This is a genomic window from Acidocella sp. MX-AZ02 (genome assembly GCF_000306035.1).
Taxonomy (GTDB): Bacteria; Pseudomonadota; Alphaproteobacteria; order Acetobacterales; family Acetobacteraceae; genus Acidocella; species Acidocella facilis.
The window spans coordinates 1,363,417-1,389,857 of the sequence record NZ_JH976207.1 but is presented as its reverse complement, the minus strand read 5'-3'; the positions used below and the strand labels follow the sequence as shown (position 1 = coordinate 1,389,857).

Annotated in this window: 25 protein-coding genes and 1 other RNA gene; 17 read left to right on the top strand and 9 right to left on the bottom strand. The window is 64.3% G+C overall.

Annotated elements, in window-relative coordinates; genetic code table 11:
• Positions 1-92 precede the first annotated feature (92 nt).
• From ssrS to MXAZACID_RS06800, 5 genes are all read left to right on the top strand, one after another.
• Positions 93-250: non-coding RNA, 6S RNA (gene ssrS, locus MXAZACID_RS18225), on the top strand.
• A gap of 132 nt (positions 251-382) precedes the next feature.
• On the top strand, positions 383-706 hold the full coding sequence (locus MXAZACID_RS06815; protein WP_008493465.1) for an integration host factor subunit beta: 324 nt from the start codon (positions 383-385) through the stop codon (positions 704-706).
• Between the two features lie 44 nt (positions 707-750).
• Positions 751-996: a LapA family protein gene (locus tag MXAZACID_RS19230; RefSeq protein WP_008493464.1), complete on the top strand. Its 246-nt coding sequence runs from the start codon at positions 751-753 to the stop codon at positions 994-996.
• Position 997: 1 nt separating this feature from the next.
• A complete protein-coding gene (gene pyrF, locus MXAZACID_RS06805; protein WP_008493463.1) occupies positions 998-1,693 on the top strand; it encodes an orotidine-5'-phosphate decarboxylase in 696 nt (231 codons plus the stop codon).
• Entirely contained in the window at positions 1,690-2,316 is a 627-nt protein-coding gene (locus tag MXAZACID_RS06800) for a phosphoribosylanthranilate isomerase (protein WP_008493462.1), read from the top strand. Before pyrF ends, MXAZACID_RS06800 begins: the two co-directional genes overlap by 4 nt.
• 37 nt (positions 2,317-2,353) lie before the next feature.
• On the opposite strand, the gene MXAZACID_RS06795 is transcribed toward MXAZACID_RS06800, so the two are convergent.
• The 4 genes from MXAZACID_RS06795 to fsa form a co-directional block, all read right to left on the bottom strand.
• On the bottom strand, positions 2,354-3,130 hold the full coding sequence (locus tag MXAZACID_RS06795; RefSeq protein WP_008493461.1) for a sulfite exporter TauE/SafE family protein: 777 nt from the start codon (positions 3,128-3,130) through the stop codon (positions 2,354-2,356).
• A gap of 73 nt (positions 3,131-3,203) precedes the next feature.
• Positions 3,204-3,860, bottom strand: coding sequence for a hypothetical protein (locus tag MXAZACID_RS06790; RefSeq protein ID WP_008493460.1), 657 nt, complete (start codon positions 3,858-3,860; stop codon positions 3,204-3,206).
• Between the two features lie 2 nt (positions 3,861-3,862).
• Complete coding sequence (locus tag MXAZACID_RS06785) at positions 3,863-4,765, bottom strand: tyrosine recombinase XerC (RefSeq protein ID WP_008493459.1); 903 nt, start codon at positions 4,763-4,765, stop codon at positions 3,863-3,865.
• The gene (gene fsa, locus MXAZACID_RS06780; protein ID WP_008493457.1) at positions 4,758-5,414 is read right to left on the bottom strand and encodes a fructose-6-phosphate aldolase; all 657 of its coding nucleotides are present in this window, start codon (positions 5,412-5,414) and stop codon (positions 4,758-4,760) included. Before fsa ends, MXAZACID_RS06785 begins: the two co-directional genes overlap by 8 nt.
• Positions 5,415-5,459: 45 nt before the next feature.
• Here fsa and priA point away from each other — a divergent pair, with 45 nt between their 5' ends.
• A complete protein-coding gene (priA, locus tag MXAZACID_RS06775; protein WP_008493456.1) occupies positions 5,460-7,442 on the top strand; it encodes a primosomal protein N' in 1,983 nt (660 codons plus the stop codon).
• Between the two features lie 96 nt (positions 7,443-7,538).
• The gene (locus tag MXAZACID_RS06770) at positions 7,539-8,681 is read left to right on the top strand and encodes a mechanosensitive ion channel family protein (protein ID WP_008493455.1); all 1,143 of its coding nucleotides are present in this window, start codon (positions 7,539-7,541) and stop codon (positions 8,679-8,681) included.
• Between the two features lie 133 nt (positions 8,682-8,814).
• Here MXAZACID_RS06770 and MXAZACID_RS06765 read toward each other — a convergent pair whose 3' ends face one another.
• Genes MXAZACID_RS06765 through MXAZACID_RS06755 form a run of 3 tightly spaced genes read right to left on the bottom strand, consistent with a single transcriptional unit; the run spans position 8,815 to position 11,901 of the window.
• Positions 8,815-9,924 (bottom strand): D-alanine--D-alanine ligase, encoded by a 1,110-nt coding sequence (locus MXAZACID_RS06765; protein WP_008493454.1) that lies wholly within the window; start codon positions 9,922-9,924, stop codon positions 8,815-8,817.
• Positions 9,921-10,505: a DedA family protein gene (locus MXAZACID_RS06760; protein WP_008493453.1), complete on the bottom strand. Its 585-nt coding sequence runs from the start codon at positions 10,503-10,505 to the stop codon at positions 9,921-9,923. Before MXAZACID_RS06760 ends, MXAZACID_RS06765 begins: the two co-directional genes overlap by 4 nt.
• 55 nt (positions 10,506-10,560) lie before the next feature.
• Positions 10,561-11,901, bottom strand: coding sequence for a D-alanyl-D-alanine carboxypeptidase family protein (locus tag MXAZACID_RS06755; protein ID WP_240376553.1), 1,341 nt, complete (start codon positions 11,899-11,901; stop codon positions 10,561-10,563).
• 358 nt (positions 11,902-12,259) lie between these two features.
• Here MXAZACID_RS06755 and MXAZACID_RS06750 point away from each other — a divergent pair, with 358 nt between their 5' ends.
• The 3 genes from MXAZACID_RS06750 to clpA all read left to right on the top strand — a co-directional run bounded on the left by MXAZACID_RS06750 (position 12,260) and on the right by clpA (position 15,890).
• A complete protein-coding gene (locus tag MXAZACID_RS06750; RefSeq protein ID WP_008493451.1) occupies positions 12,260-12,793 on the top strand; it encodes a phasin family protein in 534 nt (177 codons plus the stop codon).
• 274 nt (positions 12,794-13,067) lie between these two features.
• Positions 13,068-13,397 (top strand): ATP-dependent Clp protease adapter ClpS, encoded by a 330-nt coding sequence (clpS, locus tag MXAZACID_RS06745; RefSeq protein WP_008493450.1) that lies wholly within the window; start codon positions 13,068-13,070, stop codon positions 13,395-13,397.
• A gap of 150 nt (positions 13,398-13,547) precedes the next feature.
• Entirely contained in the window at positions 13,548-15,890 is a 2,343-nt protein-coding gene (gene clpA / locus MXAZACID_RS06740) for an ATP-dependent Clp protease ATP-binding subunit ClpA (protein WP_008493448.1), read from the top strand.
• A gap of 247 nt (positions 15,891-16,137) precedes the next feature.
• Here the strand turns inward: clpA and MXAZACID_RS06735 are convergent, their stop codons facing one another.
• Positions 16,138-16,449, bottom strand: coding sequence for a zinc ribbon domain-containing protein YjdM (locus tag MXAZACID_RS06735; protein WP_008493447.1), 312 nt, complete (start codon positions 16,447-16,449; stop codon positions 16,138-16,140).
• A gap of 77 nt (positions 16,450-16,526) precedes the next feature.
• Between MXAZACID_RS06735 and MXAZACID_RS06730 the strand changes: the two genes are divergently transcribed.
• The 6 genes from MXAZACID_RS06730 to MXAZACID_RS06705 all read left to right on the top strand — a co-directional run bounded on the left by MXAZACID_RS06730 (position 16,527) and on the right by MXAZACID_RS06705 (position 23,902).
• Entirely contained in the window at positions 16,527-17,411 is an 885-nt protein-coding gene (locus MXAZACID_RS06730; protein ID WP_008493446.1) for a DMT family transporter, read from the top strand.
• A gap of 330 nt (positions 17,412-17,741) precedes the next feature.
• Complete coding sequence (locus MXAZACID_RS06725) at positions 17,742-18,473, top strand: gluconate 2-dehydrogenase subunit 3 family protein (protein ID WP_008493445.1); 732 nt, start codon at positions 17,742-17,744, stop codon at positions 18,471-18,473.
• Positions 18,474-18,491: 18 nt separating this feature from the next.
• A complete protein-coding gene (locus MXAZACID_RS06720) occupies positions 18,492-20,261 on the top strand; it encodes a GMC family oxidoreductase (RefSeq protein WP_008493444.1) in 1,770 nt (589 codons plus the stop codon).
• A gap of 11 nt (positions 20,262-20,272) precedes the next feature.
• The gene (locus MXAZACID_RS06715; protein ID WP_008493443.1) at positions 20,273-21,508 is read left to right on the top strand and encodes a cytochrome c; all 1,236 of its coding nucleotides are present in this window, start codon (positions 20,273-20,275) and stop codon (positions 21,506-21,508) included.
• 133 nt (positions 21,509-21,641) lie between these two features.
• On the top strand, positions 21,642-22,046 hold the full coding sequence (locus tag MXAZACID_RS06710) for a DUF5335 domain-containing protein (protein WP_008493442.1): 405 nt from the start codon (positions 21,642-21,644) through the stop codon (positions 22,044-22,046).
• A gap of 38 nt (positions 22,047-22,084) precedes the next feature.
• Complete coding sequence (locus MXAZACID_RS06705) at positions 22,085-23,902, top strand: sulfotransferase (protein ID WP_008493441.1); 1,818 nt, start codon at positions 22,085-22,087, stop codon at positions 23,900-23,902.
• 120 nt (positions 23,903-24,022) lie between these two features.
• Here the strand turns inward: MXAZACID_RS06705 and MXAZACID_RS06700 are convergent, their stop codons facing one another.
• The gene (locus tag MXAZACID_RS06700; protein ID WP_008493440.1) at positions 24,023-25,072 is read right to left on the bottom strand and encodes a glycosyltransferase family 4 protein; all 1,050 of its coding nucleotides are present in this window, start codon (positions 25,070-25,072) and stop codon (positions 24,023-24,025) included.
• Between the two features lie 208 nt (positions 25,073-25,280).
• On the opposite strand from MXAZACID_RS06700, the gene MXAZACID_RS06695 reads away from it, so the two are divergent.
• Positions 25,281-26,441 (top strand): ABC transporter ATP-binding protein (locus tag MXAZACID_RS06695; protein WP_240376551.1); only part of this gene is annotated, 1,161 nt, incomplete at its 3' end.

Below are 26,441 nucleotides of genomic sequence, written 5' to 3'. Positions count from 1 at the left end.
GAAATCGCCTCCGACCTGCTGGATCTCTGATTTTTCGAAAATAGCGCCCTCAAGGTGATTGCGGGGCGCGCGGGTCTTGCCTAAATCTGTTCGCGGAGCTGCCCGGTGCGTCAGGCAAGACATCCCCTGGGCCGTTAAGCACTTCCCTCGGGAGCTGGCTCTGTCCGGGCCCTGGTCCGGATATCTGGCACCCACCTGCACTTGCAGGCCTTGGGAGGATGCAAACGCCAACGGCCAGGGTGGCTCCACCTTCCCCTGCTTTGTCGCGAAGACTCTATAGCGAAGATGAAATTGGCGATAACAAGCCGGTTTGTCGTCCGAACCCTATGAAATTGTTGACCTGCCTGTTACATCCTGGCATCGTTGAGCGTTGGGGGACCTCATGACACGTTCGGAATTGATCGCTGGATTGGCGGAAGACAACCCGCATTTGACCGTCGCGGATGTGGAGAAGATCGTCTCGGCCTTGTTCAACGAGATGACGGCCGCACTTTCGCGCGGGGAGCGGGTAGAGCTGCGCGGCTTTGGCGCCTTTACCGTGAAGCGCCGCCAGGCCCGCGCCGGGCGCAATCCGCGCACCGGGGAGACGGTGGATGTGGCGCAGAAATCCGTGCCGTTCTTCAAGGCCGGCAAGGAGTTGCGCGAGCGGATCAACAAACCCGCCGCCCCCGCCGCGGCGAAGAAGACGAGTGGAGTAAAGAGCTGAAATCCATCAAATTCATCATCGGCTTCCTGGTCATCCTGGCGCTGGTGATTTTCGTGCTCTCCAACCGGGTGCCGGTGCAGATCGGGTTCTGGCCGTTTGGCTCCGCCTCCGCCTGGCTGGGGCCGGTGGCGGTGGTGGCGCTGGCCATCGGGTTTTTTGTCGGGCTGCTGGTGGCGCTGCCGCGCCAGTTGCATTGGCGGCGCCGGGCGCGCCAGGCCGAGAAGCGTGTGGTGGAGCTGACCCCGCCGGCGCCGGCGGTGCCGGTGACGCAGCCGACGATAATCAGGTGAGATGAACATGACGGGTCGTTTGATCGCGGCGATCGATACGCCGGATTTGGTGCGCGCCCAGGCGCTGGTGCGCGATGTGGCGCCGCATTGCGGCATGGTGAAGCTGGGGCTGGAATTTTTCCTGCGCCATGGCGTGGACGGCTATCAGGCGGCGGCGCAGGGCGCGGATGTGTTCCTGGATCTGAAGCTGCACGATATTCCCAATACGGTGGCGGGCGGTGTGCGCGCGTTGTTGCCGTTGGGACCGAAGCTGATCACCATTCATGCCGGTGGCGGCACCAGGATGATCGAGGCGGCGGCGAAGGCGGCGGGGGAGATAGGGCCGACCAGGCCGAAGGTGATCGCGGTGACGGTGCTAACGAGCTTCGATTCCGAAGGCTTGGCCGAGACCGGTATTTCCGGCGGGACAGCGAAGCAGGTGCTGCGGCTGGCGCGGCTGGCTTTGTCCGCCGGAGCGGATGGGCTGGTCTGTTCGCCACATGAGGTTTCGATTTTGCGCGATGCGCTCGGGTCAGCGCCGATTTTGGTGGTGCCCGGCATTCGCCCGGAAGGTGCGGCGCTGGGCGACCAGGCGCGGGTGATGACGCCGCGGGAGGCGGTGGCGGCGGGGGCGGATTACATCGTCGTCGGCCGGCCGATCACCGGGGCGGCGGATCCTGGCGCGGCGGCGGCCGAGATTGCCGCCAGCATCGCATGAGCCGGCTGGTCAAGATCTGCGGGCTGAAGGATGCGGCGGGGTTTGACGCCGCCGTGCAGGCTGGGGCGGATTTCGTCGGGTTCGTATTTTTCGCCCCTTCGCCGCGTTACGTGACCAGCGTCGAGGCGCAGGAATTGTCGCTGCGCCATGCGGGCGGGCCGCAACGCGTCGGGCTGTTCGTCAATCCGGGCCTGGATGAGGTGGAGGACGTGCTGCGGGATATCTCGCTGGATATTCTGCAGGTGCATGGCACGAAGGAACAGGTGCAGGCGCTGCGTCTGCGCTTTGGCCGGCCGGTTTGGCACGCGCTGGGGGTGGAGCGTGAGGCCGAGTTTCCGGCGCATGACGACACCGCCGATGGCTATATCGTCGAGGCGAAGCCGCCACCGGGGGCGACGCGCCCGGGCGGCAATGCCGTGCAGGCGGATTGGGAGCTGCTGGCGAAATTCCGGCCGGCGAAGCCCTGGCTGCTGGCCGGGGGGCTGAACCCCGCGAACGTGGCGCGGGCGCTGGCGATCACCGGGGCGCCGGGGGCGGATGTGTCCTCGGGCGTGGAGCGGGCGCCGGGCGAGAAGGACCCGGGGTTGATCCGGGCCTTTGTTGAGGCGGTGAAACAAGGCTGAGGGGTTTGCGGGCAGGCGCCGCCCGAAAATTTCGCGTTTATTTGAACAGCATCTTCGCCCCGACCAGGGCGAGGATGAGGCCCAGGCAGAGTTTCAGCAGCTTGTCCGGCGCGAATTTCGCCAGCAGGCTGCCGAGGATGATGCCCGGGATGGAGCCCATCAGCAGCGCGCCCAGCAGATGGACATTGATTGTCCCCAGCGCCAGATGGCCAAGCCCGGCCAGCAGCGTCAGCGGCACCGCATGGGCGATGTCCGAACCGACGATGCGCACCATCGGCAGGCGCGGATAGAGGATGATCAGCGCGATCGTCCCCAGCGCCCCGGCGCCGACCGAGGAAAACGCCACCAGAATCCCCAGCACGAAGCCGACAATGATGGTCAGCCGGCGCGATTCGCCGTCGCCGAATTCCGGGTGCCGCCTGGCGATGGCCTTGACGATCTTCTCCTTGAACAGCAGCGAGACGGCGCTGAGCAGCAAGGCGATGCCCAGAATATAGGAAATCGCGGCGGAGACATCCTTGCTGGCGGCACCGAGCCAGGCGATCACCCCCAGGCTGAGCACGGTGGCCGGAATCGAGCCGGTGGCCAGCCGCCCGACAATGCGCCAATCCACGCTCTTGCCGCCGCTATGCACGGCGGTGCCGGCGCATTTGGTGGCGGCGGCGAACAGCAGATCCGTGCCCACCGCCGTGCTCGGATGCAGGCCGAAGAACAGCACCAGCAGCGGCGTCATCAACGAGCCGCCGCCGACCCCGGTGAGCCCCACCAGAAACCCGACAAAGGCGCCGGAGACGACATAGGCAGTCTGAAACATTTAAATTCCTATCGGTGATGTAGGATTAAAATGTCATAAAGCTTTTCGGCCTGCAAGATGGCGGGGTTTCGCCTCAGGGCGGTGCGGCGGCGGCGATCCGCGCCCAGCCTATCGGGTGAGCGAAGAAACGCACGCTACCGCCACCCCCCGGCACCCAGGCGCCGCGATGATGGGCAAAGCCCTGGGCGATATCCGTGTCGGTATCGTTCTGCTCGCCGGCCTGGGCTTCCTGCGGCCCCTCCTGCGCCAGTGCCGCCTGGCTTTTGCCGCTGGGGCGGATCACCGCGATATGGCCGGGCCTGGCGGTGTCTGGGTTTTCGAACACCGCCAGCACCAGCCAGCCCTGGTTGGCGAGGCTCTGCGCCTTGATGAAATCCACGCTCTGCCAGCCTTGCGCCGGACCCTGGGTTTGCAGCCATTCATACTGGGCGTTGGCGAGGTCGCGCTGGCCATGTTCAGGCGGATGCAGCAGGGGCACGTGCAGCCGCATCGCCATCGCGGCGGCGTAGGCGCTGCAATGCGTGCCCTTGGAATAGCCGGGAAAGAGCGGGTTTGGCTTGCCGCTGCGCCACAGCACATGCTGATGCGGCAGCCAGAGCTGATCGACATGCGAGGCATCGAGAAACCCGCTCAGCTGTGCGCCTTGCTTGGTGATGGCGCCGCAACAAGGCTGCGCCGCGGCGGGGGCGGCGAAGAGCAGCAGCGACAGAGCAAGCCAACAGGGTTTCATGTTCAGGCCCTCGGGTGCGCTTTACGCCAGATATCCATCAGCTGGCTGGTCTCGACATCCGTATAGCGTTGCGTGGTGGACAGGCTGGCATGGCCGAGCAGCTCCTGGATCGCCCGCAGATCCGCCCCGCCGGCCAGAAGATGGGTGGCGAAGCTGTGGCGCAGCGCGTGCGGGGTGGCGTGCTCGGGCAGCCCGTTCAGGCGGCGGAAATTGCGCAGATTTTTCTGCGCGATGGAGGCGTTCAGCCGGCCGCCGCGCACGCCGATGAAGAGCGGCTCAGCCCGCCCTGGATTGGGGTGCAGCTTCAGCCAGCCGGCGATGGCGGCGCGCACCGCCGGCAGCAGCGGCACGATGCGCTGCTTCTGGCCCTTGCCGGTGACGCGCAACGCATCATCGGCGGCCGGCAGATCGCCGATATTCAGCGCCAGCGCCTCGGCGATGCGCAGGCCCGCCCCGTAGAGCAGCGCCATCAGCGCTTCGTCGCGCGCCTGTTCGAAGGCGGTGTCGGTGGCTTCGCCGATATCATGGGTGACGCTGAGCGCCTGTTCGGGGGAGAGCGCCTTGGGCAGAGGCGGCTTCGGCTTCGGGCGGGCGAGCAGGGAGAGCTGCACCGTCTCCACCCCGTGATGCCTGTGCAGATAGCGATAGAAGGTGCGCAAAGCGGAGAGTTTGCGGGCACGGGTGGCGTTGATGTCCCCTTCCTGCGCGGCGCGGGCGAGGAAGGCGCGGAAATCCGCGGCGCGCAGGGCGCCAAGGCGGGCGGGGGTGGGCGGTTCGCCACGATGCTCGGCGATGAAAGACAAAAATGCCCGCACATCGCGGGCATAGGTTTCGACCGTCTTCGCCCCGGCCCGGCGCTCAGCGCCGAGCCAGGAACAGAATGCGGTCAGTAAGTCGTCAGACAATGCTCTGCCCGGTGGCCGCCCAATCCTTCAGGAAGCCAGCCAGGCCCTTGTCGGTCAGCGGGTGGGCGTAGAGCTGCTTGATGACGGAGGGCGGGATGGTGGCGACATCGGCCCCCATCTTCGCCGCCTCGATCAGATGGATCGGGTTGCGGATGGAGGCGGCCAGCACCTCGGTCTTCAGGTTCGGGTAGTTGTCATAGATGGTCACGATGTCGGCGATCAGCTCCATGCCGTTCTGGCCGATATCATCCAGCCGCCCGATGAAGGGGGAGATGAAGCTGGCGCCGGCCTTGGCGGCGAGCAGCGCCTGGGCGGCGGAGAAGCAGAGCGTGACATTGACCATCACACCTTCCTGGGAGAGGGCGTAGCAGGCTTTCAAGCCGTCCTGGGTCAGCGGCACTTTGATGCAGACATTCGGGGCGATCTTCTTCAGCACCTCGGCCTCGGCCAGCATCTGCTTATATTCGGTGGCGGCCACCTCGGCGCTCACCGGGCCGGGGACGACCTCGCAGATTTCGGCGATGACATCGAGGATCTTGCGGCCGGATTTGGCGATCAGCGACGGGTTGGTGGTGACGCCATCGAGCAGGCCGGTGGTGGCCAGCTCGCGGATTTCAGCGATTTCGGCGGTGTCGACAAAGAATTTCATGTGTGGCTTTCCGGTGAACTTAGACTCTGGTTAAGAGCATACAGCATGGAGCAACCTTCACCCACAAGCCGCGTCAGCGTCCTGCTCCCCTATAAATTCGATAAGGCCTTTACTTATGAGGCGCAGGCGTCCTTGGCGCCGGGCACGCTGGTGCGCGTGCCTTTGGGGCGGCGGATGGTGGTGGGGGCGGTGTGGGATGAGCCGCCGGACGAGGCGGTGAAAATCCGGCCGGTGGCGGAGGTGCTGGACTTCCCAAAACTGCCGGAGGATCTGCGCACATTCATCGATTGGGTGGGGGGCTATACGCTGGCGCCCCGAGGCGATGTGCTGGCGCTGACGCTGAAGGAGAAGCTGCTGGAGGCGCCCCCGAAACGCGCCAAGAGCTTCGCCTTTGGCGGCGCGGATGCCGCCCGGCCCGGCCCTTCGCTCTCGGCGATCCAGGAGGCCGCCGCCGTGGCACTGCGATCAACGGTCGCGGAGGCAGCGTTTTCGGTGACACTGCTGGATGGCGTCACCGGGTCCGGCAAGACCGAGGTTTATCTCGAAGCCGTGGCGGCGGCGTTGCGGCTGGGCAAGCAGGTGCTGGTGCTGCTGCCGGAAATCGCGCTCTCGGTGCAGATGCTGGCGCGTTTCGAGGCGCGGTTTGGCGCCCGCCCGGCGGTCTGGCATTCGGAGCTGACCCCGGCGCAGCGGCGCGAGACCTACCGCGCGGTGGCGCAGGGGCGGGCGGATGTGGTGGTCGGCGCGCGCTCGGCCTTGTTTCTGCCCTTTGCCGATCTCGGGCTGATCGTGGTGGATGAGGAGCACGAGACCTCCTTCAAGCAGGAGGACGGGGTGATGTATCACGCCCGGGACATGGCGGTGGTAAGGGGCAAATTCTGCGCCGCCCCGGTGCTGCTGGTGAGCGCCACGCCGAGCCTGGAGACAGCCGAGAACGCCGCCCAGGGGCGCTATCGCAAGCTGGATCTGCCCGCCCGCCATGGCGGGGCGACGATGCCGCGCATGGAAGCCCTGGACATGCGCGAGGCGCCGCCCGAGCGCGGCAAATTCCTCTCGCCCTTGCTGGTGGCGGCGATGCGCGAGACGCTGGCGCGCGAGGAGCAGGCGATGCTGTTCCTCAACCGGCGCGGCTATGCGCCGCTCACCCTCTGCCGCACCTGCGGCCACCGGCTCTCCTGCCCGCATTGTTCGGCCTGGCTGGTCGAGCATAAGGCCTCGCCCCGGCTTTCCTGCCATCATTGCGGCTACAGCCTGCAGCGCCCGGCCAAATGCCCCACTTGCGAGGCTGAGCACAGCTTCGTGCCGATCGGCCCCGGCGTGGAGCGGATCGCCGAGGAGGTGGCGGAGCTGTTTCCGGATGTCGCGGCGCTGACCATGGCCTCGGACGTGATCGCCGGCCCGGCCCAGGCGGCAGAGGCCGCGGAAAAGATTTCCAAGCGCGAGGTCGGCATCATCATCGGCACCCAGATGGTCGCCAAGGGCTGGCATTTTCCGCATCTGACCCTGGTGGGGGTGGTGGATGCGGATCTGGGGCTGGCGGGTGGGGATTTAAGGGCCGGGGAGCATACGGTGCAGATGCTGCATCAGGTCGCCGGGCGCGCCGGGCGGGCCGAGGCGCCGGGGCGCGTGCTGTTGCAGAGCTATGATCCCTCGCATCCGGTGATCGAAGCTCTATTATCCGGGGATCTGACGGCTTTTCTGGAGCAGGAGGCGGCGCTGCGCCGGCCTGGCCATTGGCCGCCTTTCGGGCGGCTGGCGGCGTTGATTGTGAGCGCCGAGGATGAGCGCATCGCCGACCAGGCGGCGCGGGCCTTGGCCAGGGTGGCGCCGCAAGGGGAGGGGGTGCAAATGCTGGGCCCGGCCCCGGCGCCGATCGCGTTGCTGCGCGGGCGGCACCGGCGGCGGCTGTTGCTGCGCACCAGGCGCGATATCGCGGTGCAGCCTTTGCTGCGGGCCTGGCTGGCGCAGGTGCCCTTGCCCCGCCAGGTGAAGCTGGATGTGGATGTGGACCCTGTTTCGTTCATGTAAATAAAGAAATGGTCATGTGCCTTGGGGGTTTAACCTAAGGTTTTTCGGGCTAGATCGGGTTCATCCGACCATGATCAACCAGGATTGAAGCCCTCCATGATCGATCACGCGCGGACACTCGTGCTCTGGCTCTATAACGTCATCCCGGACCCGGTTGTGGGGACGGCGATGCTGGTGCTGGCCGCTTTGGTGGCGATGTCGCTCTGTCGCTGGGTATTTGCCCGGCTCTCGCGCATTGCCGGGCGGTTCGGCAATGTCCCGCAGATGCTGATGGCGCGCTCCAAGGGGCCGACCTGCGCGCTGCTGGTGCTGCTGGCGGTGAGCGCGGTGCTGCCGCTGGCACCCTTGCCGGATAATCCCTCCTCCATTCTGGGCCATCTGCTGGTTGCCGCCTTCGTGCTGGTGCTCGGCTGGACGCTGATGAATACGGTGGAGCTGTTCGCCGATCTCTATATCAAACGCATCCATTTCGAGGATGACAGCAATAACCTGGTGGCGCGCAAGCAGATCACCCAGGTCGGCATTCTGCGCACGGCGGTGCGCACGCTGCTGGTGCTGCTGACCGTGTCGCTGGCGCTGATGACCAGCAGCGCGGTGCGGCAATATGGCGTGTCATTGTTTGCCTCGGCCGGGGCGGCGGGGTTGGTGGTGGGGCTGGCGGCGCGGCCGTTGCTCTCCAATCTGCTGGCCGGCATTCAGATCGGGCTGACGCAGCCGATCCGGCTGGAGGATTCGGTGGTGGTGCAGGGGGAGTGGGGCTGGATCGAGCGGATCGGTGCCACCTATGTCGTCATTCGCATCTGGGATTTGCGGCGGCTGATCGTGCCGCTATCTTATTTCATCGAGCAGCCGTTTCAGAACTGGACGCATTCCTCGGCGGATCTGATGGGCACGGTGATGCTGTATGTGGATTACAGCGTGCCGCTGGAGCAGGTGCGGCAGAAATTGCGCGAGGTGGTGGAGGCCAATCCGCGCTGGGACCGCAAGGTGGCGGTGGTGCAGATGACGGATCTGCCCAATGCGATGGTAGAGCTGCGGCTGCTGGTGAGCGCGCGCAATGCCGGGGTGCTGTGGGATCTGCGCTGCGATGTGCGCGAGGCGATGGTGACCTGGCTGGTGCGGGAATATCCGGGCAGCCTGCCGCGCCGAAGGTTGGAAATGGCGGGGATGCCGGAACGTGCCGGGCCGGGCGGTGCTTTTGTCGCGGCGGGCGAAATGGCGGCGGAGCCGCACAGGTAGCAAAAGTTTTTTGGTGCCGCTTTTTTTTAAAAAAGCGGCGAAAACGTCTGGGGTGGTGGCACCGACGCCGTCAACACCCCAAACGTTTCGCGGCCCTTTTGAAAAAAGGGCCGCCTCCCAAAAACTTTTGCTCTTAATCGTTGCTCGGATAGGCGCGCATCAGCCGTTTCTGCTGCTGCCACAGCGCCAGCAGCTTCCACGGGCCGATCGGCCGGCGGCCCTGCGCGCGCACCTGCGCGCCGATGCGAAAAGACTCGCCATAATGGAAGAACTGGTCCCGATAGGCCTGTTTCAGCGTCATCTCCGGGTCCCAGATATGGGTCGCCTCGGAGCCGGCGCCGTTGAATTCGATGATGCGGAACTCCCGCCCCTCGCACAGCGCCTCAAGGCTGTCGAAGCGCAGATCGATGCGGGAGAAATAAACCTCCGGCATGTCGCGCATGATCTCGTCGATCCGCGCGCTCAGCGCCGGGGTGACGATGGAGAGGCCGTCCTTGAAGGTGGAACCGCGGCAATGATTGCCGACGAAGACCAGCCCGACCCGCTCATTCGGCGCCGGCACGCAGGCGGCGCGTGCGCCGAGCTTGCGCAGCAGCAGGGCGGAGATCGCGTTCAGCCGCTCATCCGCCGCGATCAGCTCTTTCACGCTGCGCCGCCCGTCGCCGATCACCACAGGGGGATATTTCAGCGTCACCGAGGTGATACGGCCATTCGTCTCGCCGGGGCGGCGGATATAGAAAATCCCGGCCTCGCCTTCATAGTTGACGAGGCTTTGCAACTGCAGCGCGGCGCCACGCGGGAAGGGGCGCAGATAATCGGCCAGCTGCGCATCATCGCGCACCACCCGGACGCCGACGCCGTTGCAGCTCATGTCCGGCTTGGCCACCACCGGGTAGCTGAGCCCGGCCTCCGCCATCGCCAGCCTGGCGCGGGGCAGGTCATCCGCATCCTCATGGCCGCTGACGGTGAAAGGGGCGTAATCCGCCACCCAGGCCCGGGCCTTGGGACCGGCGAGGCTGAGGATCTGGTTTTTCGACTCGCCGCAAATGCCGCCGGCATTGATCAGCGGGTTGGCGAGCGAGGGCAGGGTGATGCTGCGATAGCGGATGGCATTGAGCGCCCAGAACGCCACCACCGGCGCATAGAACAGCCAGTCCGGCCAGAACTCGAAGAAGGAAACCGGGCTTTTCCGCCCGCCTTGCTTCAGCTTGCCGAGAGACCCGGCCAGCGATGCTCCGCTCATTGCGGTGTCCTTTTGTTGTAGAGCCTCGTCGCCAGGCGGCCGACAAGGATGATGATGACCAGGAATACCCCAAGCCCGGCCCAGCGCCAAATCCCGAGATAATGCGCCATCAGCGCGCCCAGGCGCAGCGAGATGTAAAACAGCAGGCTGGTCCAGACCAGCGTGGCGACGATGGCGGCGAGCGCGAAGGGCAGGAACGGGGCGCGCAGGAAGCCCAAAGTGGTATAGGTGGGCAGGCGCAGGCCCGGCACGAAGCGGCTGACCAGCACCAGCGGCACCACTTTGGTTTTCACCCAATCATGCCCGAGATCCCGCCTTTGCTGCGGCACCAGGCGCTGCGCCCAGCGATGCGTGGCGGAGAGCCGCCCCAGCCCGTAGAGCCCGAGATCCCCCAGCACGATGCCAGCATAGAGCGAGCCCAGCGCCAGCGGCAGAGAGAGGCCGCCGGAGGCCACCTGCATGGCGGCCAGCAAGGTCGCCGCATCTTCCAGGATGAAGGTGCCGGAAATGATCGTCGCGGCCTGGAGGGATTTGAGGCCCGCGGCGGCGGCCAGCAGGACGGTGAAGCTTGGCAGGGGCATCGTCCCGCCCCTTAGCCCTGTTTCTTCGCCGGACGCAACCGGCCTGGATGGTAGGTCAGGTGCCGTCCGGCCCGCTCAGCATCGCCAGATGGTCGGCCTGCGGCGGCAGCACATTACACAGCCCGCCATGGGCCTTCATCGCGCGGCAGGTATCGTGGGCGCCGTCATAGGTCAGGCCGGTGAGCTGGGCCAGCCAGAGCGCCTTGCCGTCCCGCCGGACATGCTGGATCTGCGCGATGCCGTGGCCGTGCAGCTGGCGCGCCTTCATCGCCGCCACGCGGGCATTGCTCTCATATTTATAGAGGCCCAGCTGCGCCACCCAGTGTTTGGTGGCGGTGGGCTGCCGGGTGGAGTCCGGCAGCGGGGCCGCGCGGGTGGGGGTGCGGCTGGCGACGCGCTCGACCTTCGCCGCCTGCATATGCGCAGGCGCCGGGTTGCTGGCGGCGGCGACCATCGCGCGGGTCATGTCGACATGACCGCCAAAGCCCGAATCCAGCATCGCGGTCATCTGATGATAAGAGGTCGGCCAGCTTGGCTCGTGCAGCACCACGCCGATCAGCTGCTTGCCGCCGCGCGCGGCGCTGGTGACCAGGTTATGCCGGGCGAGATCGGTATAGCCGGTCTTCATGCCGGTGGCGCCGGCATAGCTTTTCAGCATGCCGTTATTGCTGAACACCTTGCGGCCGTGGAAATCGAACGAGGTGACCTCGAAGAAGGTCTGGAACTGCGGATAATTCTCGACGATGTCGCGCGCCAGCATGGCGAGGTCGCGGGCCGTGGTCACCTGGTTCGGGTTGGGCAGGCCGGAGGCGTTGGCGAACTGCGTCTGCGCCATGCCCAGCGCGTGGGCGCGCAGCGTCATCATCTGGGCGCAGCGCGCCTCGGAGCCGCCGCCGAGATATTCACCCAGAGCGGTGGCGGCATCGTTGGCGGACATGGTGGTCATCGCCAGAATCGCATCGCGCACGGAAATGGTGCTGCCGGGGCGCAGGCCGAGCTTCACCGGCTCAACCGAGGCGGCATGTTCGGAGACCGGGATCTGCGTGTCGAGCGACATCCGCCCGGCATTCAACGCCTGGAAGGCGAGATCCAGCGTCATCAGCTTGGTGAGCGAGGCGGGATAGCGCGGCGTATCGGCGTCGCTGGCGGAGATCACCTGGCCGGTGCGCGCATCGATGAGAATGGAGCTGATGCCCGGCGAGGTCGGGCCGAAGCCGCTGCTGTCGGCGACATTGCGCGCCGGCACGGCGGGGCGCACATAATGATGCACGTAATGATGGTTCAGCACATGGTGCTTGAGCTTGTGCAGTTCATGCGCCGAAGCCGCCGCCGGCAAGAAGGTGCCGGCCAATCCAAGGCCCGCCACCGCCCACATGGCCACGCGCTTCCTGCTCATACCCTGCATGCCTCGCCATCCCGTGATTGACTCTGAAAAGGTTTTAATCGCGGCGCCAGGGAGCTGTCCAGCGATAAACGCTGATCTTCTCGATGAAAGAACAAAAAATTGAATGGCTTACCGTGTGAGTCTCAGCGCCGGCCGGGAGCGCCGGGCGCGGGCGCCGGGACTGCGGGCCGGAACATTAAAATTCTGACAATAATTTCACCCTCAAACAATTGTGCGCCGCACAAAAAACACTTGACGGTTGTGTTTTCGTTTCGCTAAAACGCCGTTGCTGCACTGCGGCAAAGAACGCCAATATGCTCGCCGGTTGGAGCTGTGCAGACATCGTCATTCTAACGGGAGCCGAACCCAGATGAGCGCCACCAAGACCAAGACTGCCGCCGCCGCCGATGCAACCGTCGCCTCCATGGAGGGCGCTGCTGACGCCTCCGTGAAGTCGTTCGAGAAATCCATGTCCGCGCTGCGCGAGAACATGGAGAAGGCCACCAAGGGCTTTGAGACCTCTCAGGCCAAGATCAAGGAAAACGTGGAGAAAGCCGTGAAGACCTCCGAAGAAATGCTGGCTTTCGGCCAGGGCAACCTGGAAGCCTTCGTCAAGGCCTCGCAGATCTACGCCGCCGGGTTCCAGGACATCTCCAAGCACCTGGCCGCCGCCTCCAAGGCCACGCTGGAAGAGAATGTCGCGTTCTCCAAGTCCCTGATGGGCGTGAAGTCCGTCAAGGAAGCTGTCGACCTGCAGACCGGCTTCGCCAAGGCGAGCGTCGAGAAGGCGGTGTCCGAGAGCAACAAGCTGGCCGATGTCACCGTGAAGCTGGCCGAGCAGGCGATGGCCCCGCTCACCGCCCGCCTGACCATCGCGGTTGAGACCTTCGGCAAGTTCCACTAAGCCCGTCGCCGCCGTCTCTGGGCGGCGCTGTTTGGGGAAAAACCGGCCTTAGGGCCGGTTTTTTTGTTTAAAAACGTATCGTCACATGATCTCGCCCTGGGCTGAAAGCGGCCGTTAAGCACCCCATGTTTTTCACATTGAGGAAAAACGCTCTTTCATAGCGGCGTGTGGTTTCGATATGCTTGGAACCAGGATGGGTCCGAATGCCGCGCGTAGGGCGTCCCGCGGTCTGGCTGGGTGGCACCGGCGGGCATTTGCTGAAGGTAAGTGATTGATGAGTGAGAACGACAAACGCAAAGGAACCGAGGGGCCGGGGGCCAGCGTCGTGGCGAAGCCACGGCCGAAAACCCGCAAGCCGACCATGTACAAGGTTCTGATGCTGAACGACGATTACACGCCGATGGAGTTCGTCGTGCATGTGCTGGAGCGATTCTTTCAGAAGTCGCGCGACCAGGCGACGCAGATTATGCTGCACGTGCATCGCCGCGGGGTGGGGGTGTGCGGGGTCTATACCTATGAGGTCGCCGAGACCAAGGTGACCCAGGTGATGGATCTGGCGCGCCAGAACCAGCATCCGCTGCAGTGCACGATTGAGAAAGAGTGACGTTTTAATTTACGATGACATTCCCATGTTAATCTGTACCCTGCAAAACAGCGTAAACGGGAATTGCAGTCACCCAATGCCAGCCGGACAGGCAGAGTGAATGTCCGGACCTAAGACCCCCGTGGATCGGGGTGAAAGAACGGTTTAGCCATGCTGTCTCGCAACCTAGAACAGACTCTCCACCGGGCCCTGTCCTTGGCCGCCGACCGGAAACACGAATATGCCACGCTGGAGCATCTGCTCCTCGGCCTCGTGGACGACGCGGATGCGGTGACGGTATTGCGCGCCTGCGGGGTGGATCTGGACAAGATCAAGAAGGACCTCACCGAGTTCCTGGATAAGGATCTCGCCGGCCTGGCGACCGATCGCGGCGGCGATCCGAAGCCGACCGCCGGTTTCCAGCGCGTGGTGCAGCGCGCCGCCATCCATGTGCAATCCTCCGGCCGCGATGAGGTGACCGGGGCGAACGTGCTGGTCGCGCTCTTCTCCGAGCGCGAGAGCCATGCGGTGTATTTCCTGCAGCTGCAGGACATGACCCGGCTGGACGCGGTGAATTTCATCTCCCACGGCATCGCCAAGAGCCCGGGCAAATCCGCCCCGCGCCCGCCCACCGGCTCCTCCGAGTCCAACGAGTCGGGTGAGCGCGAGGAGAAGGGCAGCGCCAAGCGCGGCCAGGACGCGCTTTCCACCTACTGCGTCAACCTCAACAAGAAGGCCAAGGAAGGCAAGATCGATCCGCTGATCGGGCGTGAGCACGAGATCGAGCGGACGATCCAGATCCTGTGCCGGCGCACCAAGAACAACCCGCTTTATGTGGGCGATCCAGGCGTGGGCAAGACCGCGATCGCGGAAGGGCTGGCCAAGCGCATCATCGATGAAGATGTGCCGGAAGTGCTGCTGAACGCCACCATCTTCGCGCTGGATATGGGCGCGTTGTTGGCTGGCACCCGCTACCGGGGTGATTTCGAGGAGAGGCTGAAGGCGGTGGTGACTGAGATGGAGGCCAATCCCGGCGCCATCCTGTTCATCGACGAGATCCATACCGTGATCGGCGCCGGGGCCACCTCCGGCGGGGCGATGGATGCCTCCAACCTGCTCAAACCGGCTCTGGCCCAGGGCACGCTGCGCTGCATCGGCTCCACCACCTATAAGGAGTTCCGCAACTATTTCGAGAAGGACCGCGCGCTGGTGCGGCGCTTCCAGAAGATCGACGTGAACGAGCCCTCGGTTGAGGATGCGGTGAAGATCCTGCGCGGGCTGAAGGTCGCGTATGAGAAGCATCACAAGGTCCGCTACACCGATGACGCGATCCGCGCCGCAGTGGAGCTTTCCGCGAAGTACATCAACGACCGCAAGCTGCCGGATAAGGCGATCGACGTGATCGACGAGGCGGGGGCGGCGCGGATGCTGCTGCCGGAGAATAAGCGCCGCAAGACCGTGACTCTGAAGGATGTCGAGGAGATGGTCTCCAAGATTGCCCGGATTCCGGCCAAGTCCGTCTCCAATGACGACAAGGAGGTGCTGCGGCATCTGGAGCGCGATCTGAAGGGCATGGTGTTCGGCCAGGATGCCGCCATCGAGGCGCTTTCCGCCGCGATGAAGCTCTCCCGGGCCGGGCTGCGCGACCCGGAGAAGCCGATTGGCAATTACCTGTTCTCCGGCCCGACCGGGGTGGGCAAGACCGAGGTGGCGCGGCAGCTGGCGAGCACGCTGGGCATTGAGCTGACCCGGTTCGACATGTCCGAGTACATGGAGCGGCATTCCGTGTCGCGCCTGATCGGCGCGCCGCCGGGCTATGTCGGGTTCGACCAGGGCGGCATGCTGACCGATGCGATCGACCAGCACCCGCATTGCGTGCTGCTGCTCGATGAGATCGAGAAGGCGCATCCGGATCTGTTCAACATCCTGTTGCAGATCATGGATCACGGGAAGCTGACCGACCATAACGGCAAGCAGGTGGATTTCCGCAACGTCATCCTGATCATGACCACCAATGCGGGTGCGGCGGATATGCAGAAGCCGGGCATCGGCTTTGGCAAGCAGACCCGGATCGGCGAGGATGAGGAAGCGGTGAAGAAGCTCTTCACCCCGGAATTCCGCAACCGTCTGGATGCGATCATCCCCTTCGCGGCGCTGACGCCGGAGATTGTCGGCCGCGTGGTGGAGAAGTTCGTGATGCAGCTGGAAGCCCAGCTGGCGGACCGCAACGTGACCATCGAGCTGTCTTCGGCCGCCAAGGAGCTGCTGGCCGAGCAGGGCTACGAGCCGCTTTATGGCGCGCGGCCGCTGGGCCGGGTGATCCAGGAGCAGATCAAGAAGCCGCTGGCCGAGGAGCTGCTGTTCGGCAAGCTGGTGAAGGGCGGGGCGGTGAAGGTGAGCGTGAAGGACGGCAAGCTCGCCTTCGACATCTCCGAGGCCCCGGCCCTGGCGCTGCCGAAGCCCGAAGCCGAGGGCGACGGGGACGACGAGAAGGCCCCGGAAGAGGTACATTGAGACGAAAAACGGCGCCGCGAGGCGCCGTTTTTTGTGAGCAAAAGTTTTTGGGGGCGTAGGCGCCAAAGGTTCCGACGCTGCGCAGCAGCGTTGGAAAGGCGCCGGAGGGATGGGGGCTTTTTTCAAAAAGCCCCCATGAACGTTTGGGGGGGTGGCAACGAAGGTGCCACCACCCCGAACGTTGTTGCCGCTTTTTTGAAAAAAAGCGGCACCAAAAAACTTCTGCAATTTTTTTGGGGGGAGGCCTTCAGGCCTTCCGCACGAATTCCTGCTTGATGAAATAATCCCCGGCTTCGATCGCATGATCGCCGCTATGCAGCCGGATATTTTTCAGCTTCGTGCCCACCTTCAGCCCGGTGGAGGAACCCTTCACCTTCAGATCCTTGATCAGCACCACGCTATCGCCAGCCGCCAGCACGGTGCCGTTGGCATCGCGGATCACCTCCGCCGCCTCGGTGATCTCGGCGGGCCATTCGAACCCGCACACGTCACAAATATGGGTCTCGCCGGAGAGATGCGTCTCCTCCAGGCTGCATTGCGGGCAGGTTATTTTGGTCATGCGCTGGCTTTAGGCGCGGGGCGGGGGCGCGTAAAGCCTGTCTTGTCCTGAAACGATTTGGCTGGAAGAAGGGCGGCATGTCACGCCTGCTTGCCAATCTGCTCCTGCTCACCGCCGCCTGCCTCTGGGGCGGGGCCTTCGTCGCGCAATCCGAGGCGGGGGCCTGGCTCAATCCGGGCTGGTTCACCGGGCTGCGCTTCGCGTTGGCCTTCCTGACCGTGTTGCCGCTGGGCCTGTGGGAGGCGCGGCGCGCCCGCCAGAAACTGCGCGGGGTGATGGGGCTGGTGGCGCTGGCGGCGATCTTCGCCATCTCCTCCTTCCTGCAGCAATGGGCGCTCTCCTTTACCAGCGTCACCCATGCCGGCTTCCTCACCGGGCTCTATGTGATTTTCGTGCCGGTGCTGGAGATGGTTGTGCTGCGCCGCGCCGCGCATCCCACCGTCTGGGGCGCGGCGCTGCTGGCGCTGGCCGGAACCTGGTGCCTGGGCGGCCGGATCAGCGGGCTGGGGTTCGGCGATGCGCTGATCATCGTCTCGGCCTTCGGCTTCGCCGCCCAGATCGTGCTGCTGCAGCATGTGGCCCGCCATACCGGCCGGCCGGTCGCCGCCGCCCTGGCGCAATCCGCCGCCTGCGTGCTGCTGGGGAGCGGGGCAGGGGCGGTGATGTCGCCGCTGCATCTGGCGGCCATATATGCTTGCCTGCCGCAGCTGCTCTATGGCGGCATCATCTCCGGCGGCGTCGCCTTTCTGTTGCAGGCGCTCTGCCAGCGCCATACCGGCGCCACCGATGCGGCGGTGATGCTGATGTCGGAATCGCTGTTCGCGGCTTTGTTCGCGGCCCTGCTGCTGCATGAGCGGCTGAGCGAAACCGGCTGGGCCGGCTGTGCTTTATTGTTCGGCGCGCTGGCCCTGGCGCAGTTCGGCCCCGCCCTCTGGCCCGCGCGCCGCAGGGCGCTGCTATAAAATAAGGGGCTGTCCCGGAAAACTTTCAGGCTTGTACCTTCAACGCTACGGGCAAAAGGCGAAGAGACTCGGGATCGACTTAATGGCCAGACGAATGAAGTTCTGGGACAGCCTTTAAAATAAAGTTGTGACTTTGGACAAACCGAAGCGACGCGGCGGACGTTAATGTCAAGCCACAAAAAAGACTGAGCCTGTTTGCAAAAATACACTGCGTTACATTTCGCTGCCGGGCTTTCATGCCGTCGGGATCCCGGCTTATGTAGGTGTGTCAACCTTACCTAATGTAAGGGGCGCGCGATCTTGCTGCTATAAAAATATGGAGTGCTCGCTTTGAACCAGTCCGTCATCGCCAGGCGGCGTTTCCTGCTTGCGTCGGTTTCGCTGATGGCCGCCGTGCCGACCATCGGCTGCGCGCAGGCCTATTCCGGCGCTCTGCCCTGGAGTGCCAACGCAAACGGGTCGCCCAAGCCGGTCGATCCCGCCGGTTGGACCTATTTCACCCCGGAAGAAGTCGCCGTTATCGACGCGCTGGTCGATCGCTTGATCCCCGCCGACGACCTCTCCCCGGGTGGCAAGGATGTGGGCATCACCGTGTATATTGACCGGCAGCTCTCCGGCCCGTTCGGCAATGACAGCTGGTTCTATATGAGCCCGCCCTTCCAGGAGGGCTATCCGGGCCAGGGCGTCCAGAGCCCGGTGACCCCGGCGCAGCGCTACCGCAAGAGCATCGCCGCCCTCGAAACCTATTGCCATGGCGCCTATGCCGGCAAGGGCTTCGCGCAGATCCCACCGGACGAGCAGGACAAGCTGATCGGCCAGATGGAGAAAGGCACCCTGCAGCTCGACAAGGTCAGCTCCAAGGCGTTCTTCCAGATGCTCTGGCAGAACACCAAGGAAGGCTTCTTCGCCGACCCGGTCTATGGCGGCAACAAGGACATGGCCGGCTGGCGCATGATCGGCTTCCCTGGCGCGCGTTATGATTATCGCGACTGGGTGACCAAATATAACCAGCCTTATCCGCTGCCGCCGATCGGCATCAAAACCCACCCCGACTGGTCCTGAGCCCCGAGGAACTGAAACATGGTAAAAACGCTTCCCCGCAAGGATGTGGCGATCGTCGGACTCGGTTGGACCGGCTCGATCCTCGCTTATGAACTGACCGGTGCCGGTCTCGACGTCGTCGCCATCGAGCGCGGCGAATGGCGCGACACCGCGACCGATTTCCCCCCCGCCTGGGCGCCGGATGAGCTGCGCTATGGCGTGCGGCTGGACCTGTTCCAGCGTCCAGCCCAGGGCACGGTGACGCTGCGCAATAATATGAGCCAGACCGCGCTGCCGGTGCGCCAGTTCGTCTCCTTCCTGCCCGGTAATGGCGTCGGCGGGGCCGGTGTGCACTGGAACGGGATGACCTATCGCTTCCTGCCGACCGATTTCAAGCTGCGCTCGCACGTGACCCAGCGCTACGGCGCCAAGGCGATCCCGGATGACATGACCATCCAGGATTGGGGCGTCACTTATGAGGAGATGGAGCCCTATTACGACAAGTTTGAGAAGCTGGCGGGCATTTCCGGCAAGGCCGGGAATCTGAACGGCCAGATCCAGCCCGGCGGCAACCCGTTCGAGGGCGCGCGCTCCAGCGAATACCCGACCAGGCCGACCACGCCCACCTATGGCCCCAGCCTGTTCGCCAAGGCGGCCGAGAGCCTGGGCTATCACCCGTTCCATGTGCCCTCGGGCAATCTCTCCGAGAGCTATACCAACCCGCTCGGCGTGACGATGGGCCAGTGCTCCTATTGCGGCTTCTGCGAGCGCTTCGGCTGCGGCAACTACTCCAAATCCAGCCCGCAGACCTGCGTGCTGCCGGCGCTGATGCTGCGCAAAACTTTCGAGGCGCGGACCAAGTGCAACGTCACCCGCATCAATCTCGACAATACCGGCAAGAAGGCCACCGGCGTTACGTATGTCGATGCCAAGGGCGAGGAGGTGTACCAGCCGGCCGATATGGTGCTGGTCTGCAACTTCTCCTTTAACGCCGTGCATCTGCTGATGGTCTCGGGCATCGGCACGATCTACGATCCCAAGACCGGCAAGGGCACGGTCGGCCGCAATTACGCCTATCAGTGCGATTCCGGCGTGGCGCTGCAGCTGCCCGAGGGCACCCATCTGAACAAGTTCATCGCTGGCGGCGCCATCGGCATGGTCATCGATGATTTCAACGGCGATAATTTCGACCATGCCGGCCTCGGCTTCATCGGCGGTGGCAATATGGGGGCCACCGTCACTGGCGGCCGGCCGATCCAGCAGCTTTCGATGATGCCGGGCCAGCCGAGCTGGGGTGCGGGCTGGAAGAAGGCGGCGAAGGAGAGCTACCAGACCGTGTACGGGTTGGGCGCCCAGGGCAGCTCTTATTCCTACAAGGATTGCTATCTGGATCTCGACCCGACCTACAAGGACCCGTATGGCAGCCCGCTGCTGCGCATGACCTTCGACTGGAAGCAGAACGAGTTGAAGATGTCCGCCTATATCACCGCGAAGCTGGAGCAGATCGCCAAGGCGATGGGGGCGGTTTCCACCCATGCCGCGCCGCGCAAGGGCAATTATACGGTGACCGTGTACCAGTCCACGCATAATACCGGCGGCGCGGTGATGGGTGATGACCCCTCCACCAGCGTGGTCAATAAATACGGCCAGAGCTGGGACGTGCCGAACGTGTTCGTCTTCGGGGCCGCCTTGTTCCCGCAGAATCATGGTTACAACCCGACCGGCACGGTCGGCGCGCAGGCCTATCTCGGCGCCGACGGGATCGTGAACCAGTATATCAAGAGCCCCGGCGCTCTGCTGCACGTCTGAGGAGAGAGAGAATGAGCAAGATGCGTTTCCTCACCCGGGCGGCGGCGGGTCTGGGTTTCACCGCGATGTCCGGCTTGGCCATGGCGCAGAGCGCGCCAAGCGACGCGCAGACCATCGCCCAGGGCAAGTACCTGGCGACGGCCGGCGATTGCGCGGCCTGCCACACCGCCCCTGGCGGCCAGCCGATGGCCGGCGGCCTCGCCATTCAAACGCCGTTCGGCAAGATCATCGCGCCGAACATCACCCCGGATAAGGCCACCGGCATTGGCAACATGTCCGATGCCGACTTCATCAAGGCGCTGAAGCAGGGGATCGGGCATAGCGGCCATCTCTACCCGGCGATGCCCTATGTCTATTACAACAAGGTGCCGGATGATCAGATTTTGGCGATCCGCGCCTATCTGAACACCCTGCAGCCGGTGGACCATAAGGTCGTCTCCGATCAGCTGCCCTTCCCCTATAATATCCGCGCCGCGATGATCGGCTGGAACCTGCTATTCTTCCCCGATAAGGGGGATTTCAAGCCGGATGCCAGCCAGTCCGCCGCATGGAACCGGGGCGCCTATCTGGTGCAGGGGCTGGAGCATTGCGCCGCCTGCCATACGCCGAAAAACGCGCTGGGCGGCGATGAGACCGGCCATGAATTCCAGGGTTCTATCGTGGACGGCATGAATGCGCCGAACATCACCGCCTCCTGGAACGGCATCGGCAGCTGGAGCGTGCAGGATATCGCCGATTATCTGAAGACCGGCCATAATCAATACGCCGTCGCCTCCGGCCCGATGGCGGAGGCGGTGAAGAACTCCACCTCGCAGCTGACGGATGCGGATGTGAAGGCGATGGCCGTCTATATCAAATCCCAGGCGGGGGCGGGCGGCACCGCCCCGGCCCCGGTGGCGGCCAATGATCCGGCGATGCTGGCCGGTGCGAAGATCTATAATGATGAATGCGCCGCCTGCCATACCGGGAGCGGCATGGGCAAGGCGGGCATCTTCCCGGCTCTGGTGAAGAGCCCGGTGGTGCAGGCCGACAAGCCGGCGACCCTGATCGGCATTGTGCTGCATGGCGGGCATGGTGTCGGCATCCCCACCGCGCCGACTGCCCCGGCGATGCCGTCTTTCGGCTGGCTGCTGAGCGATCAGCAGATCGCGGATGTGGCCACCTATGTCCGCAATAGCTGGGGCAATGCCGCGCCCGCCGTGAGCGCGGACGAGGTGAGCAAGGCCCGCGCCGGCAAGAGCAACTGAGCCCAAGAGGCTGCGGCGAATGCAAGCGCCCGGCTTCGGCCGGGCGTTTTTTTGACCTGGACAGCGTTCATCGGCGATACCATGTGAAGACTCTGACCCAACGTCACTCACGCAAACTGCAAAGGGGACGACCATGGTGACAGAACAGCTAAGCCGCGCCGGATGGGGCGCTTATTTCGATCAGCTTTCCAAGAGCTTGCCGCAGGCCGATGTGGAGCTGCGGATTTCCTCGCTGCAGCTGGGCAGCCAGCTGGAGGCGGAAGGGATGAAGGTGAACGGCATCACCTTCGACCATCACAACGATATCATCGTGATTTCGATGCAGGGGTTGGAGCATATCATCCACGCGCCCGCGAGCGCCTACGCCCAGGCGCAGGACGGGCGGGTGGAAAATCTGGAAATCACCGACGCCCAGGGTGAGCGCTGCCTGCTGCATTTCCGCTGGCCGCGCGCGGGCAAGGATGTGGACGAGGTGATCGACGAGGCCGGGGAAGAGACATTCCCGGCCAGCGACCCGCCCCCTTGGACGGGGGCATGATCTAGCCGCCGGCGAGAGGCTCTATTACTCTCGTTGGCATGACGGATCTAACGCCTTGTGACTGCGGCTCCGGGCTGCGGCGGGTGCGCTGCTGCGCCCTGGATTTTGCCGATCTGGCCCCCGCTTCGGCTCATGCCGTGCTCTCGCCTTTGATGGCGCAGGCGGAGGCGCATTTTGCCGCCGGCGACGTCGCCGCGGCGGAGCAGGCGGCGTTGCAGGTTCTGGAACTCGCTCCGGGGCGCGAGGATGCGCTGCTGCTCCACGCCCGGCTTTGCCGCCAGCTCGGGCGCAGCAAGGCGGCCGAGGCGCTGCTGCGCCGGGCGGTGGCGTTGAATCCGAATCATTTCTGGGCCACCAACGACCTCACCTTGCTGCTGCTGGCGCAAGGCGCCCTGGCCGAGGCTGAAGGCCATGCCCGCAACACCATCCGCATCGCCCCGCAAAACCCCCAGGCGCATAATCTGATGGGGCTGGTGCTGACCGAGGCCAACCGGCCACAAGTGGGGGAATATCATTACCGCCAGGTGCTGGCGCTGACCGCGCGCGATGAGCCGGTGACATGGGCCAATCTCGCCTGGAATCTGAAAGCGCAGGGCCGCATCGATGAGGCGCGGGCGCTGTATCAGCGCGCCATCGCCTCTCCGCCGCCGGTGCAGCAGACCTATCTCGGCTATGCCAAGATGGAGGAGGCGGACCGCAAATTCGAGCGGGCGCTGGAAATATTGGACGAGGCTGAGCGGCTGTTTCCCGGCACACCCTCGATGCGGCTGACCCGCGCCACCGTGCTGGCGCGGCTGGGCCAGCATGAGGCGGCGCTGGCGCTGCTGAACGCGCTGGAGCAGGGCGGCGGCCTGCTGGGGCCGTCCGAGCTTTCTGAAAAAGGCCGGCTGCTGGAGCGCATGGGGCTGCATGACGAGGCCTTCGCCTGTTTCGATGAAGGCAAGAAACGCGCTTTGGCCTTCGGCGCGCGGCCTTATATGGCGGCGCAGGCGGGCGATCTGGTGGCGCGGCTGCAGGGATTCTTCTCCGCCCGGCGGCTGGCGACATTGCCGGTGGCGCAGGCGCGTTTGGATATGCCGCAGCCGGTGTTCATTCTCGGCTTCCCCCGCTCGGGCACGACCTTGATCGAGCAGACGCTTTCCGTGCATCCACAGATCGCCGCCGGCGATGAGCTGCCCTTCATCAACGACATCACCCAGATCATGCCGCGCATTTTGGCAAGCCCGCTGAATTATCCAGAGGCTTTGGCCGAACTGTGGATGGGCGACCAGCGCGACGGGCTGGAGGAGCTGCGCGATTATTATCTGCGCCGCGCCGCCAAGGCGGGGATATTCAAGGACAAGGCAGGGTTTTTCACGGATAAGATGCCGCTGAACGAGACCCATATGGGGCTGATCTCGCTGCTCTTCCCGCAAGCGCCGCTGGTGCATGTGATCCGGCATCCGCTGGATGTGGTTTTGTCGGTCTATTCCAACTATCTCACCCACGGCTATTGCTGCGCCGCCGAGCTGGAGAGCGCGGCCCGGCATTATATGCTGATCTTCAATCTGATCGAGCATTATAAAGCGAATTTGCAGATGCGCTATCTGCCGGTGCGCTATGAGGAGATGGTGGTGGACCAGGAGGCGCAGGTGCGCAAAATCCTGGACTTCATCGGCGTTGAGTTCGATCCGCGCTGTTTGGCGTTTGAGCGCAATACGCGTTACGCCCGCACCGCCTCCTACGCGCAGGTGACGGAGAAGCTGTATGACCGCTCGCGCTACCGCTACCGGCCCTACCTGAAACATCTCAAGCCAGCGCTGGATATTTTGCGCCCGGCGATCGAGATTCTGGGCTATAAGGTCGAAACGGCATAGCCCCAAGTTCGCAAAAGTTTTTGGGGGCGCAGGCGCCCAAGGTTCCATCGCTGCGCAGCGGCGATGGAATGGCGCCGCAGGGGTGGGGGCTTTTTTCAAAAAGCCCCCACTTCTTTGCGGTTACTGCACCAGACGCAGTTTCGGCCGGCGCGCGAGGATCAGATTTTCATAGACATTCACATAATCCTGCGCCATGCGGCGGGCGGAGAAGCGGGCTTCGAAGCGGCGGCGGATGCGCGCGCGGTCGAGCTGATCGGCCGCCTTCAGCGCCTGCGCCGCCTCGTCCTCGTTATTAACGATGAAGCCGGTGACGCCATGTTCGATGATCTCCGGCACCGAGCCTTGGCCGTAAGCGATCACCGGGGTGCCGCAGGCCATCGCCTCGATCATCACCAGCCCGAACGGCTCCGGCCAGTCGATCGGCATCAGCAAGGCCTTGGCGCCGGAGAGGAAGGCGGATTTATCGCGGTCACCAATCTCGCCGATCAGCTCGGCATCTTTGCCCAGCATCGGGGCGATCACCTCGGCGTGGTAATCGGCATCCACGGCATCCACCTTGGCGGCGAGCTTCAGCGGAATCCCGGCGGCCTGGGCGATGCGAATGGCGCGGTCGGCGCGCTTCTCCGGGCAGATGCGGCCGAGGAAGGCGGCATAATCGCGTGGCCGGTCCAGCGGTTTCAGCAAATTCAGCGGCAGGCCGTGATGCACGGTGGCGATGAAATTTGCTTGCCTGAGCGGTGTTGCCTGGGAGTCCGAGATTGAAACCAGATTCTGCGCCGGCAGGCCAGCATAGACCGGCTTCAATTCCGGTAGATCCAGCCTTCCATGCAAAGTCGTTACAAACGGCGTGGTCTGCCGCGCGAACAAGGAGGCCGGCATATAGTCGATATGAAAATGCAGCACGTCGAAATCGGCTGCACGCTCATAGACTTTTTCCAAAAGCAGGAATTGCGGCGCCATCCGGTCGCGCAAGGATTTGTCCAGGCGCAGCGCCTGCGGCCATACCGCTTCCAGCTTCGCATCGGTGAAGGAATCGCCGCTGGCGAACAGGGTCACGTCATGGCCCATGGCAACCAGCTCTTCCGTGAGGAAGGAGACAACGCGCTCGGTGCCACCATAGAGTTTCGGCGGCACCGCCTCATGCAGAGGCGCAATCTGCGCAATACGCATTCTTTCGGCCCTTTCTTCGGCAATGGAGAAATGCTGCAGCGCATAATCCAGCTTGATGTGTCATCAATAAGGCACAATCTGCTGGCATATGTCGGAAGCCATGAATCAGATGATGGAAAATCCTAAAGATTTTTTAACGCCCAAGGAGCGGCAGCCAGGGCGCTTTCTGCTGCGCGCAGTCTCGCGCCACTCGTTTGCGCATCTTGTTGTGCTGGCCTCGGTCCTTGCCGGTGTCGGCTGTTCCGTGGCCTCGCAATATGCGGTGAAAAATCTGGTCGATGTGATGGCGCGGCATCAGACCCAGGCGGTATGGGGCGCGTTTGCGGCTCTGGCCGGGCTGATCGCGGTGGATAATCTTTCCTGGCGCCTGGGCGGCTGGGTCTCCGCAAAAACTTTCTTGGATGTCACAGGAGATTTAAGAAAATTCCTGTTCAACCACGTGCTCGGCCATTCCACCGGATTCTTTGTCAGCCGGCGTGCCGGCATGTTGGCCGGGCGGATTTCCGCCACCGGCAATGCGGTGTTTCGCATCGAGAGCGTGATCACCTGGAATGTGCTGCCGCCTTTGATCGCGGTGCTGGGCTCGGTGATCATGATCGGCTTTGTCGTCCCCGCCATGGGGCTGGCCTTGATTGCAGTTTCCCTGTCCCTCGGCGCGGTGCTGGGGCGCATGGCCTGGAAAGGCCGGCATCTCAACAGCGATTACGCCGAGGCCGCCGCCGCAGTGGATGGCCAGATTGTGGATGTGATCAATAATGCTGGCGTGGTGCGGGCTTTTGGCGCCACGCTGCGCGAGGCGCGGCAGTTCGAGCGTGAGGTGGACGGCGAGATGCGTGCCCGCCAGCGCAGCCTGCGCTATCTGGAAAAAATCCGCCTCGCCCATGCGCTGACCACGGCGGTGCTCACCGCCGGGCTGCTCTATTGGGTCATCGCGCGCTGGCAGGCGGGGCAGGCCAGTGCCGGTGACGTGGTGCTGGTGGTCAGCCTGGGCTTTACCGTTCTGCACGGCACCCGCGACCTCGCGGTGGCGCTGGTGGATATGGTGCAGGATTGGGCGCGGCTGGCTGAGGCGCTGCGGGCGCTGCTGATCCCGCATGACATGCCCGAGCCGACCAGTGCGGCCGAGCTGGAGGCACCGCGCGGGGCGGTGAGTTTCCGCAATGTCAGCTTCGGCTATGGCGAGGCGGCGCCGGTGCTGCGCGGCATCGATCTGGAGATCAAGGCCGGCGAGCATGTCGGGCTGGTGGGCAAATCGGGCTCGGGCAAATCCAGCCTGCTGGCGCTGCTGCAGCGCCAATATGACCCGTCCAGCGGCGAAATTTTGGTGGATGGCCGCAATGTCGCCGCCTTGAAGACGCTGAGCCTGGCC